11 protein-coding genes are annotated in these 11,817 nt (G+C 67.6%); 5 read left to right on the top strand and 6 right to left on the bottom strand.

Annotated elements, in window-relative coordinates; genetic code table 11:
* Nucleotides 1-11: 11 nt before the first annotated feature.
* Nucleotides 12-1,058: an L-idonate 5-dehydrogenase gene (locus tag QM682_RS09820; protein ID WP_415129210.1), complete on the bottom strand. Its 1,047-nt coding sequence runs from the start codon at nt 1,056-1,058 to the stop codon at nt 12-14.
* A gap of 272 nt (nt 1,059-1,330) precedes the next feature.
* Between QM682_RS09820 and betC the strand changes: the two genes are divergently transcribed.
* From betC to glf, 3 genes are all read left to right on the top strand, one after another.
* Nucleotides 1,331-2,842, top strand: a complete 1,512-nt coding sequence (gene betC, locus QM682_RS09815) for a choline-sulfatase (protein WP_415129208.1) — start codon at nt 1,331-1,333, stop codon at nt 2,840-2,842.
* A 64-nt stretch (nt 2,843-2,906) separates the two neighbouring features.
* Entirely contained in the window at nt 2,907-3,872 is a 966-nt protein-coding gene (locus QM682_RS09810) for a glycosyltransferase (RefSeq protein WP_415129206.1), read from the top strand.
* A 12-nt stretch (nt 3,873-3,884) separates the two neighbouring features.
* Nucleotides 3,885-5,015 carry a UDP-galactopyranose mutase gene (glf, locus tag QM682_RS09805; RefSeq protein ID WP_415129204.1) on the top strand — a complete coding sequence of 377 codons (1,131 nt, stop codon included), beginning with the start codon at nt 3,885-3,887 and terminating at the stop codon, nt 5,013-5,015.
* Here glf and QM682_RS09800 read toward each other — a convergent pair.
* The 4 genes from QM682_RS09800 to QM682_RS09785 are packed head-to-tail and all read right to left on the bottom strand — an operon-like array spanning nt 5,004 to nt 9,235.
* On the bottom strand, nt 5,004-5,846 hold the full coding sequence (locus QM682_RS09800; protein WP_415129202.1) for a hypothetical protein: 843 nt from the start codon (nt 5,844-5,846) through the stop codon (nt 5,004-5,006). The genes glf and QM682_RS09800 overlap by 12 nt on opposite strands.
* 40 nt (nt 5,847-5,886) lie before the next feature.
* Nucleotides 5,887-6,669, bottom strand: coding sequence for a hypothetical protein (locus QM682_RS09795; protein ID WP_415129200.1), 783 nt, complete (start codon nt 6,667-6,669; stop codon nt 5,887-5,889).
* A gap of 47 nt (nt 6,670-6,716) precedes the next feature.
* Nucleotides 6,717-7,616 carry a glycosyltransferase family 2 protein gene (locus QM682_RS09790; RefSeq protein ID WP_415129198.1) on the bottom strand — a complete coding sequence of 300 codons (900 nt, stop codon included), beginning with the start codon at nt 7,614-7,616 and terminating at the stop codon, nt 6,717-6,719.
* Nucleotides 7,613-9,235, bottom strand: coding sequence for a glycosyltransferase (locus QM682_RS09785; RefSeq protein ID WP_415129196.1), 1,623 nt, complete (start codon nt 9,233-9,235; stop codon nt 7,613-7,615). Before QM682_RS09785 ends, QM682_RS09790 begins: the two co-directional genes overlap by 4 nt.
* A 153-nt stretch (nt 9,236-9,388) precedes the next feature.
* Between QM682_RS09785 and QM682_RS09780 the strand changes: the two genes are divergently transcribed.
* Both QM682_RS09780 and QM682_RS09775 read left to right on the top strand, forming a co-directional pair.
* Nucleotides 9,389-10,267 (top strand): NAD(P)-dependent oxidoreductase, encoded by an 879-nt coding sequence (locus QM682_RS09780; RefSeq protein WP_415129194.1) that lies wholly within the window; start codon nt 9,389-9,391, stop codon nt 10,265-10,267.
* A gap of 106 nt (nt 10,268-10,373) precedes the next feature.
* On the top strand, nt 10,374-10,562 hold the full coding sequence (locus tag QM682_RS09775) for a hypothetical protein (RefSeq protein WP_415129192.1): 189 nt from the start codon (nt 10,374-10,376) through the stop codon (nt 10,560-10,562).
* Here the strand turns inward: QM682_RS09775 and QM682_RS09770 are convergent.
* The gene (locus QM682_RS09770) at nt 10,559-11,446 is read right to left on the bottom strand and encodes an urea carboxylase-associated family protein (RefSeq protein ID WP_415129190.1); all 888 of its coding nucleotides are present in this window, start codon (nt 11,444-11,446) and stop codon (nt 10,559-10,561) included. The genes QM682_RS09775 and QM682_RS09770 overlap by 4 nt on opposite strands.
* Between the last annotated feature and the right edge of the window lie 371 nt (nt 11,447-11,817).

Raw genomic sequence — 11,817 nt, 5'->3', positions numbered from 1 at the left:
CTTGGGGCCGTTCAGGCCGTGAAATCCAGTTGCACCTTGACCGCGCGGCCGCGATCCCCCGCCAGATCGAAGGCCGCCACCGCCTGCGCCGCCGGCAGCACCTGCGTCACCATGGGCGCAAGGTCGATCCGGCCCGTGCCCAGCATCCGCACCGCCTGTTCGAATTCGCGGTCGAAGCGGTGGGTGCCGATGAAGCGCAGCTCCTTGCCGACGATCAGGTTCAGGGGCAGGGGCGTGGTGCCGCCGACGCCGACCTGGACCAGCGTGCCCTGCGGCCGCGTCACCGAGATCGCCTGCGCGATGGCATGCGGATTGGCCGAGCATTCCAGCACCACGTCGACGCGGCCCTTGCCCTGGGCCAGGTCGTCCAGCGCGCGTGGATCCTTGGCCACGTTATGGGCTCGGTCGGCACCCATGCGGCGCGCGATGTCCAGGGTGAAGTCCTGCACATCCGTCACCACCACCAGCGCCGCCCCGGCGTGGCGGGCAAGCGCGGCGCAGATCGCGCCGATGGGGCCGGCGCCGGTAATCAGCACGTTGCGCCCGCCCAGGTCGGGGGCATGGCTCAGCGCATGCAGGCAGACGGCCAGAGGCTCGGCCCCGGCCAGGGTCTGTGCGGTGGCGCCGGCGGGGGCGGGCACGCATTGCGCGGCCGGATGGGCAAGGCGGGTGCGGAAAAAGCCGTCCTCATGCGGCAGGCGCATGGCCGAGCCGTTGAACCGCATCGAAAGGCAATGCCGGGGCTGGCCCGCCGCGCAATAGTCGCATTCCCCGCAGGGCCGCGAGGGCGAAAGCGCGACGAGCTGGCCGGGGACAAGGCCCGAATCCGGGGGCGCCGTCTCGATCAGGCCGGCGGCCTCGTGGCCCAGCACGATCGGCGCGCGCACGCGGACCGGGCCGAAGCCGCCGTCATGGTAGTAATGCAGGTCCGAGCCGCAGATGCCGCCGCGCACCACCCGCACCACGGCCTCGCCCGGCTGGGGGTCCAGGGGCGGGGCCGCCTCGATCCGCAGATCATGGGCGGCGTGCAGGCGGCAGGCAAGATCCGAAGCGGGCATGAGGTGGTCCGATGGCTGGATTGAAGGGCTGGATTGAAGGGCTGGGGGATCGGGCGCGCGGCCGGCATCGGCGGCCCGCAGGCCGGCGGCGCGCGCATGTCCCCGGCCATGCCCTGGCGCATGTCCCCTCCCGCTCCTCCGTTTTCCCCTGCTTTTGGGATAGCATCGCCGCACCGGCGCTGACAACGGGGAACCCTGATGGTTCCGCCCATCTCTTGCCGGGGCCGGGTCCGGCGCAGTAGAGAGCGGCGAGCCGGAGGAACACGCCCCAGATGACACGCCCCAATATCCTCATCCTGATGGTGGACCAGTTGAACGGGACGCTGTTTCCCGACGGCCCCGCCGATTTCCTGCACGCGCCGAACCTGCGCGCCCTGGCCGCGCGCGCGGTCCGGTTCCGCGACGCTTATACCGCCAGCCCGCTTTGCGCGCCGGCGCGCGCCAGTTTCATGACGGGGCAGTTGCCGGGCCGCACGCGAGTTTATGACAATGCCGCCGAATTCGCCAGCGACATCCCGACCTATGCCCATCACCTGCGCCGCGCCGGCTATCAGACCTGCCTGTCGGGCAAGATGCATTTCGTCGGCCCCGACCAGATGCACGGCTTCGAAGAGCGGCTGACGACCGACATCTATCCCGCCGATTTCGGCTGGACCCCCGATTACCGCAAGCCGGACGAGCGGATCGACTGGTGGTATCACAACCTGGGTTCGGTCACCGGCGCGGGCGTGGCCGAGATCACCAACCAATACGAATATGACGACGAGGTAGCCTATCACGCCTGCCGCAAGCTTTACGACCTGTCGCGGCGGCTGGACGAGCGCCCCTGGTGCCTGACCGTCAGCTTTACCCATCCGCACGATCCCTATGTCGCGCGCCGCCGCTATTGGGATCTTTACCAGGATTGCCCGGCGCTTGATCCGCAGGTCCCGCCGATCCCCTATGCAGAGATGGACCCGCATTCGCGGCGGCTGCTGGATGCCTGCGACCACCGGAATTTCGCCATCGGTCCCAAGGACGTGCGCCGCGCCCGCCGGGGTTATTTCGCCAATATCTCGTATATCGACGACAAGATCGGCGAGATTCTGGCGGTGCTTGCCGCCGGGGGGATGCAGCGCGAGACCATCGTGGTCTTCGTCTCGGATCATGGCGACATGCTGGGCGAGCGCGGGCTTTGGTTCAAGATGAACTTCCTTGAGGGCTCGGCGCGGGTGCCGCTGATGATCGCGGCGCCCGGCCTTGCGCCGGGGCTGGTCACGGCGCCGGTCTCGACCCTGGATCTGGTGCCGACGCTGGCGGGCCTGGCGGGGCTGGACATCGCCGCGATCGCGCCCTGGACCGATGGTCAGGATCTGGCGCCGGTCATCGCCGGCGCGCCGCGCGGTCCGGTGCCGATGGAATACGCGGCCGAGGGCTCGGTCGCGCCTTTGGTCGGGCTGCGGGACGGGCCGTGGAAGCTGACGCTTTGCGTCGCCGATCCGCCGATCCTGGTGAACCTGGACGAAGACCCGCTGGAGCTGGCGAACCTGGCCGGCGCGCCGGAGCATGCGGGCGTGCTGGCGCGCATGACCCAGGCCGCGCGTGCGCGCTGGGATCTGGCGGCTTACGACGCGGCGGTGCGCGAAAGCCAGGCGCGGCGCTGGATCGTCTATGAGGCGCTGCGCAACGGCGCCTATTTCCCCTGGGATTACCAGCCTCTGCAAAAGGCGTCCGAACGCTATATGCGCAATCACATGGATTTGAACGTATTGGAGGAATTAAAGCGTTATCCGCGCGGCGAATAGGCGGGGCGGGTTGTTCCGCCCGTGCCGATCCGCTAGAGGAAAGCAGCCCAACAGTGACATGGACATGCCACAAGCCAGCCCTCGCCCCCGGATCGCAGCCCTTGTCGTCACGCATGACCGGCTGGAAAAGCTGAAGGTCACGGTGCGGCGCCTGCTGGCCGAGGATCTGGACCATGTGCTGGTTTTCGACAACGCCTCGGGGGATGGGACGGCGGAGTGGCTGGCGGGAATCGCGGATGCGCGCCTGCGCGTGCTGCGCTCGGAGCGCAATCTGGGCGGTGCGGGCGGCTTTTCGCGCGGTCTGCGGCAGTTGGCCGAACGGATCGACCCCGACTGGACCGTGATCATGGACGATGACGGGCGCCCCGCGCCGGGCTGCATCGCGCGGTTCCGCGATTTGGACATTTCGGGCTGGGACGCGGTTGGTGCCGCCGTGCTGACGCCGGCGGGCACCGTCTGCGAAATGAACCGCCCCTATCGCAACCCCTTCTGGCACCGGGCCGAGTTCCTGCGCACCCTGCGCGGCGGCCGGCGCGGCTTTCACCTGGCCGATGCCGCCTATCTGCCCGAGGCGCCCGCCACGGCCATCGACATGACCTCTTTCGTCGGGCTGTTCCTGTCGCGCGTGGCGCTGGCGCGGGCCGGCTATCCAGACGAGCGGCTGTTCATCTATGGCGACGACCAGCTTTACACCCTGCAAATGCGCCGGGCCGGCCTGCGCCTGGGCTTTCTGCCGCAACTGCGCTTCGAACATGACACCGCTTCGGTTCAGGCCGGGCATCTGGTGCTGCGCCCGATGTGGCGGGTCTATTACATGTATCGCAATGCGCTGATCGCCTATCGCGTGGCGGCGGGGCCGTGGTTCTGGCCCCTGCTGCCGGTGCTGGCGCTGAAATGGCGCGGGCTTGCGCGGAATTACGGCGCGGACGGGCCGCGCTTTCGCCGCATTCTGCGCCATGCCTTTCGCGACGGGCTGCGCCGAAGCCTGAGCCGCTCCCATGCCGAGATTCTGGCGCTGGCGGAACGATAAGGAGGAGTGAGCATGAACATAGTTCTGGTCGGCGCGGGACTGTCCGGCGCGGTGATCGGCCGCGCCCTGGCCGAGGCCGGGCATGATTGCCGCGTCATCGACGCCCGCCCCCATATCGGCGGCAATTGCCATAGCGAGCGTGACGCCGAGACGGGCGTGCTGATGCATGTCTATGGCCCGCACATCTTTCACACCGACGACGAGGGCGTCTGGGATTACGTCAACCGCTTCGCCGAATTCATGCCGTTCCAGAACCGGGTCAAGACCACCTCGGGCGGGGCGGTCTATTCGCTGCCGATCAATCTTCTGACGATCAACCAGTTCTTCGGCCGGACCCTGCGCCCGGACGAGGCGCGCGATTTCATCATGGCCAAGGCCGACACCTCGATCGAAGAGCCGCGGAACTTCGAGGAGCAGGCCCTGCGCTTTGTCGGTCGCGATCTGTATGAGGCGTTCTTCAAGGGCTATACCGAAAAGCAATGGGGCTGTTCGCCCACGGAACTGCCCGCCAGCATCCTGAAGCGGCTGCCGGTGCGCTTCAACTATGACGACAATTATTTCTTCCACCGTTTCCAGGGTATGCCGCGCGAGGGCTATAGCCCGATGATCCAAGCGATCCTGGACCACCCGCGCATCACGGTCCAGCTTTCGACGGAATATGATCCGGGAATGGCGGCGGATCATGTGTTCTGGTCCGGCGCGCTGGACGGGTATTTCGGCTATCGGCTGGGGCGGCTGGGCTATCGCACGCTGGATTTCGACCGCTTCACCTATGAGGGCGATTATCAAGGCTGCGCGGTGATGAATTACGGCGACCGTGAGGTGCCCTATACCCGCATCACCGAGCACAAGCATTTCAGCCCCTGGGAAAGCCATGAGGGGACGGTCTGCTATCGCGAATATTCCCGCGCCGCCGGCCCCGAGGATATTCCCTATTATCCGATCCGCCTGGTCGATGAGAAATCCCTGCTGGCGCAATATGTCGCGCTGGCCGAGGCGACGCCCGGCGTGACCTTCGTGGGCCGTCTGGGCACCTATCGCTATCTGGACATGGACGTGACCATCCGCGAGGCCTTGGACACCGCCAAGGCGTTCCTGGCCGCGGACGGCGCGCTGCCGGCTTTCGTGAAATCACCGCTTTAGGGGCAGGTAAGCCCCCGCGACGATCCGCGCGACCTCCTCGGGCGGGGCTTGGCGCAGGCAGGCCAGCAGGGCGGGACCAAGCAGGCGCCGGGATTGCAGATGGCGCGGAACCGCATGGCCGGCCCCCGGCACGGTGATCCGGTGCAATCTGTCGCCCGCCGCCATGGCGATCCGCGCGACATGCGGCGCGTCGGGCGAGGCGGGATCGTAAAGCGCGTAGATCGAGCGGACGCCCGTGATCCCAAGGGCGCCGTCGCGATAGGCGCCGTCCCAGTCATAGTTGTCGCGGCCATGGTCAAAGCGGTCTTCCCAAGGCGCGAGGTCCGGGGCCAGCGTCGAGATCGGCTGCAAGGCGACGATGTTCGAGATACCCAGCAGTTCGGCGAAAGTCAGAGCGCCGAAGCCGCCCATGCTGGAGCCGTAGCCATGCACCACGGGGAACCTGGCCATGAAGGCCCGGACCTCCTTGCGCTTGAAGGCGTCGAGGATGGCGGGGGGACGGAACCAGTTCGGGGTCGCTGTCAGGACCGACAGCACCGCATATCCCTTGCGTAGCAAAAACTCCTCGCCGAAGCCTTTACGCAGCGGGTTCTTGCGGTCGATGAGGGGGTCGGCGGCCTCGAAGCTGATGACCAGTTCGCGGGCGTTTCTGGGCGCGGCGAGGCGCAGGATGTAATTGCCCTTGCGGATAAGGCGCGCGCCATCGGCGTCGCGCGGGGGCAGGGGCGCGGGGCGGCGCTTCGCTGGGGGCGCGGCGGGCGGCGCCGGCTCGGGCGCGGCAGATCCGGGCGATGAGGCTGCCCGCCACAAGATGCTAAAAAACTTGCGCATGTGGCGGTCTCCTGAAGCTTGGCTGGCGCGGGCGGATCCGTCAGGCGTAAAGCCGGGTCAGCAGCCGGTGCAGCTTCAGATCGTTATGGCTGCGGTCCAGGATCATGCGCGATAGCTCGGCCGAGACGACGGCCTCTTTGTTGCTGCCCACATTGGCGCGATGCTCCTGGAAAGGGCGCAGGCCATGGCTTCGCGCCAGATGCGCCAGCGAGGCCGAAAGCTTTTCGGTGATGCCCAGGAAGGTGTAATAGCGGTTCAGCTTGGCCAGCGCCTCGTCGAAGCTGGACACGAAACCCAGAGCCTGGGTCAATTGCACGTCCAGTTCGGCGTTGCGGGCATAGCTTTCGACGGTGGGAAAACGCTCGGTAAAGCCCACGCGGCCGGGATGGGCGCTGGAACGATTGTAGTTGAAATTCGACACCAGCCGCTCGACCGGATGGCGGAAGATGGCGCCGCATTTGATCGCCATCTCATGGTTGCGCCAAAGCTGGATCTCGGGCCAGCCGAAATGTCCCATGATCACCTGGCGCCCCGCGCCCCGGCTTTGGTTATAGGCGGCCTGGCGCGTCGAATGGCGGAACGAGGGGCCGATGCTGTCCCACTGCACGGCATGGAACTTGTCGAACGTGCTTTGGAAGGACTTGCCGATCGAGACCCCGGCCGTTTTCGGGATATGCACGAAAAGCATCGTGTCCGAGGGCGCGGCATAGGCATTCGGGGCAACCCGGCCGGGCGCGAAACGGGCGACGAACTGGGCCATGATGTCTTCGCTGGCGCCGAATTCGGCGGCAAGCTCGCGGACATTCTGATCGGGGCTGGTCATGCTTGCGACTGTCTTTCCTTGAATTCAACTTGGCGGCGCGGAACCTGTCACACCTTCACGACCTGCGGCCGGAACGTCGCGCCGCGCAGGATGGCGCGGTAGATGTCGCGGCGCATCCTGCCCGGCACATTGGCGCGCCTCATCTGCTGGCGCACGCCATAGGCATAGCTGAGCAGGCTCATCAGCCCGCCCTCGCGCCGGCGCCACGAGGCTTCGTTGCGCGCGCCATAGCGGAATTTCCACAGGCTTTTCTCATTCACCAGGCCGAAATTCACCCCGCGATTGTCCGGCGTGTCGTGGATCACGCGGCTTTCGGGAACGAAGATGCCCGGATAGCTGCGCGACAGCCGGCGGGTATATTCGGCATCGTCGAACCAGATGAAATAATCGGCGATGGGCAGGCCATGCGCCTCGACCGCCCAGCGGGGCACCAGGATCGACACGAAGGAGGCGCTGTCCACCAGTGCCCAGGCCGCATCGGGGCGGACGAAGCGGGGCCAGTCCCAGACCGGGCGGGGGGTGTTCATCTCGCAAAGGGTGCCGTCGGTCCATTCCACGCGCGAGGCCGCGAAACTGGGGCGCCACTGGTTCTCGGCCTCGAACTGGCGGATCGCGTCGCGCAGCTTCTGGATCGCGTCGGGCTGGGGATAGGCGTCGTCGTCCGAGATCCAGAAATAATGCGCGCCCATGTCATAGGCGGCCTTCAGCCCGGCGTGAAACCCCCCGGCGCCGCCGACATTCTTGGGCAGGCGCAGATAGCGGATGCTAAGGTCCTGGCGCGCGCGGGCCTCGACCACGGCCTGGGTGTCGTCGGTCGAGGCGTTGTCCACGACCAGGATGATCTCGGGGCGGGCGGTCTGGCGGTCCAGCGCGTCCAGCACGTTCACCAGCTTGCGCGAGCGGTTGAAGGTGACGATGACGGCGGCGGTCTTGGTCAGGGCGGTCATTCCGGGCGGTCCTTGGCATGGGCGCGGTAAAGCGGCATCAGCACCTCCTTGGCGGTGGGATCGGCGGCGATCCTTTCCCATAGCCGCTGCATCTGGTCGCGCTGGCGGTCGATCACGTCCTGGCCGCGCCACATGTCGTCCACGGCGGCGACGATGCGCTGCACGGCGGCGCGCGGCGCCAGCGGCACCAGCAGATCGGGGGGCACGATTTCGTCCTGGGAACCCACATCGGTCGAGATCGGCATGCAGCCCTGCTCGATCGCCTCATAGCAGACCAGGGCCAGCCCCTCGTTGTTCGAGGGCAGCAACAGCACGTCCGAGCGGGCCAGCAGCGCGGGCACGTCGGCATTGGCCGCGACCATCTCGACCGCCTCGGTCAGGGCGTATTTCTGTAGCAGGCGCCGGACCTCGCCCAGGAAAGGCCCCTCGCCGACCATGGTGGCCGAGAAGGCGACGCCGTTGGCCCGCGCCCAGGCGGCAAGCCCGCGCAGCGCCTCGACCACCACGACCGGGCGCTTCTGGTAATAAAGCCGGCCGATGAAGCTGACATGCAGGGTCTTCTGCCCGGCCTTGAAATTCGGCGCGGGCAAGGCGCCTGGCACGGCGTGGCGTTCCAGCATCCGGCCCAGGACGACCTTGCCGACGACATGGAACGTGTCGCGGTAGTAATCGACCAGCTCGCCGCTGATGACATGGTGCAGGTCGATGAAGTTGGTCCATACCCCGGATGAGCGCGGATAGCCGCCATCGGCATATTCGACGATATGGGTCGAGTCGATGACCTGGATCCAGGGCAGCGTCGCGCGCAGATGCGGCAGGGCGTCGTAAAGCTGGCGGCAATGGTGGATATGGATCAGGCGGATGTTCTGGGACCGGGCCAGGGCCTCGACATAGCGGGGCCACAGATGCGGCGGCAGATAGCGGTCCAGCCGGATGAAGCGCAGGTCCGGGTGGTCGGGCAGCCGGTCGGCCAGGCGCTGGATCGAGGCCACGCCCGCGACCACGAAGACCCGCAGCCCGGCCTCCAGCGCCCAGCGGATGCAGTCGAAGCCCAGCTTCTCGGCCCCGCCCACCTCCAGCCAGTGCATGCCGATCAGGATGGCGGGCGGCTTTTCGGGTGGCTCCTCGGCCGGGCGGGGAAAGAACGCGGTGGCGCCGTCGCCGAAGGGCAGGGCCTTGCGGCTGTGGCGCCGGGTGCCCCGGCGCTTGCGCGCCATCTCGGCTAGGTAGCGCACCTGCTCATATCCCAGCGGCCAAAGCCGGTGCAGCGGCTTCAGCGGCCTGATCGGCACCCAGGGCGCTTCGCTAAGCTGGATCTCGCTTGGCAGGGGGGCGCGGGGGATCGTGACCGAGACGGTGACATGGGGCGCGGCCGGGCTGGCGCCGGGGCGGCGGATCAGACCCAGGTAATCGGCATCGACCTGGGCACTGTTGAGGGTGGGGGCGCCCTCGGTCACGACGGGCTGGCCCCAGGTCGGCTCACGGCCCTGGCGGAACAGGAAGGTCAGGTTCTCGACCGGGAAAAGCAGTTCGTAGATCGCCCGGATCTCGGCCACTTCCCGGTCGAGATGCTCGCGGGTCAGGCGGTCCGCGCTGATCGTCTCTGTCGTGCTGCTCATCACGCAGGTCTCTTTCGGCATTGTTCTTGCCTGCGATTTATCCGACCCGCGCGGAAAGGGAAAGCGGTAAGCTGGCCGCAAGGTGGCTGGTCGCCGGCCATGCGGCGGTGCTATGCCTGTATCACAGGCATGGGCGCGGAAAGAGAGGGCGGGATGCGGCTTGGGATGATCGGGATCGGCCTGATGGGGCACGGGATCGCGCGAAACCTGCTGGGCCGGGGCGGCTTTCCCCTGCGCTTCCTGGATCATCCCGGCAATCGCCCGGTGGATGAGATCCTGGCCCTGGGGGGTGTCGCGGCGCGGACCCCCGCCGAGGTGGCGCGCGACGCGGATGCGGTGATCCTTTGCGTCACCGGCTCGGCCCAGGTCGAGGCGGTGCTGACTGGCCAGGACGGTGTGCTTTCGGCGCTGAAGCCGGGGGCGGTGATCGTGGACTGTTCGACCGCGCTGCCAGACTCGACGCTGCGCATGGCCGCGCTGGCCCGCGCGGCGGGGGCCGAGTTCCTGGACGCGCCGATGACGCGCACGGCCCAGGCCGCGCATGAGGGGCGGTTGAACCTGCTGATCGGCGGGGACGCGGCGGTGCTTTCGGCGATGCGCCCGGTGCTGGCGGCCTTTACCGAGGAGGTGTTCCATGTCGGCCCGGTCGGCGCCGGCCACCGGATGAAGCTTTTGCACAATTACGTCTCGGTCGGCGGCATGGTGCTGCTGGCCGAGGCCGCCGCCCATGCCGCCGATGCCGGCATCGACCCCGCCCGTTTCGTCGAGGTGCTGGCCAAGGGCGGCGGCGCGGGCGCGGCCTTGCAGCGGCTGGCGCCCTTCATCACGACGGGCGACCGCGAGGCGCTGCCCTTCGCGATCGGGAACGGGTTGAAGGACATCGCCTATTACCGCCAGATGGCCCAGGCGTCGGGCGCCGGCCATGCCGTCGCGGACGGGATCGAGGCCACGCTGGCCCAGGTCGTGGACGACGGCCAGGGCGACGCCTATCTGCCCGAACTGGTGCGCATCCTGCGCCGAGGGCTGCCTTGATCCGCCACATGCCCGCCCGCCGCGATGCAACCAAGCCGCCTGGCGGGCGTTTCTGGCCCAAAGCAACGGCGCCCGAAGCCAGGGCGCGCGGGACCAGAGGGCAGAGATGGCAGAAATTCCGAACGACCTGATCCAGGCGATGCGCGCCGCCCTGGCCGAACTGCCCGCATCGCTGCAATCCGAGACCGAGGCGGCGTTTGACCCGCGGGCGGCGATGGGCCTGGACGACCTGCTGGCCGCCGCCTATCAGGTGGTCGAACTGGCGCAATGCGCCGCGTTGAGGCGCGGCGGCTAGCTGCCCGGACCATCCTGGCCCGCCCGCAGCCCATGGCCACGGTCATAGGCGTTCATGCGCGGCGGTTGCCAACCCCTGGGGGCGGAGGCGGGCTTCAGGATCTCGACCAGCAGCGGATGGCAGGCGGCCGCGTCCGAACTGTGCACGGTCGAGCAATCGCCCCCCGGACAGGCCGACAGCACGCCCAGAAGATCCATCTCGGCGAAGAATTCCAGGTAGTCGCCGGGGCGCACGGGGCTGGCCTTCATGAAATATTGCCCGGTATCGCGCGTGAAGCCGGTGCACATGAAGACGTTCAGCACATCATGGACCAGCGCCTCGGCCCGGTCGGGGGGCAGGCCGGTCGCGGCCGCCAGGGCGCGGGTCAGGTTCGAATGACAGCAATGATGATACTGGCCCCCGTCGCTTAGCAGCGCATGGGTATAGGGGTCGCAGCGGGTGCCGATCACGTCATGCACCGCGCCGCCGAAGGCGTCGAACCCATACCAGTCCAGCGTGTCATGGGTGATCGTCGCCATGGGCCGCAGATAGGGAAAGCTGGAAAACATCTGATCGCCCAGCCCCAGATGGGTGCCGTTCAAGGCGCGCGTCTTGCCGCTGTAGAAGCGTTCGTCCAGGTTCTGGGCATGAAACAGGTTCAGATCGCCGACCTGCGGCCCCTCGACCGAGCGGATGCGGAAGAAATACCCCGCCGGCACGCGAAAGGCCGCCGCGTCGCGCGGCGCCACGGTGACGGTCTCGACGGTTTTCGCCGTGTCGCGCAGGGCGCGATAGCTGGCGAGGTCCGGGCGCGGCAGGGTCTGGACCGGATAGCAGATCACCGGCGCCACCTGGCGGCGGGCTTCGCCATCTGCTGGGGCGGGGGTCAGGGGCGCGGGCTTCATCGGCGTCTCCTTGGATGTCCGCCCCTGCTTAGCCCCGCCCGCCAAGCGCGGGAAAGGGGCAACGCGCGCGGTGGACGCCCCGCCGGGGCCGGGAGTGACCCGGCGCCCGCTCTACGGGCATCCCGGCGAGGGTAAAAATCCGACCATCTTCATGGTCGGAACTCTGGAACCAACTATTCGGGACAATCCCTGCCAACAGCACGGATCCTTGCCGGAAATATGGCGATCCGTCCTATTGGTAGGACCTTATCTCTCACCTTGGTGGAAAGGCGTAAATCCGCGTCATTACCTAGGTAATCTTACCTATGCCTTCGGGGGCGATTTGCCCTGCAAACATGAAGGGGAGCGTGATAGGCAAAGAGTCGGGGCGA

Source organism: Paracoccus sp. (in: a-proteobacteria) (assembly GCF_047605025.1).
Taxonomy (GTDB): domain Bacteria; phylum Pseudomonadota; class Alphaproteobacteria; order Rhodobacterales; family Rhodobacteraceae; genus Paracoccus.
This window is presented reverse-complemented; position numbering and strand designations above follow the sequence as displayed.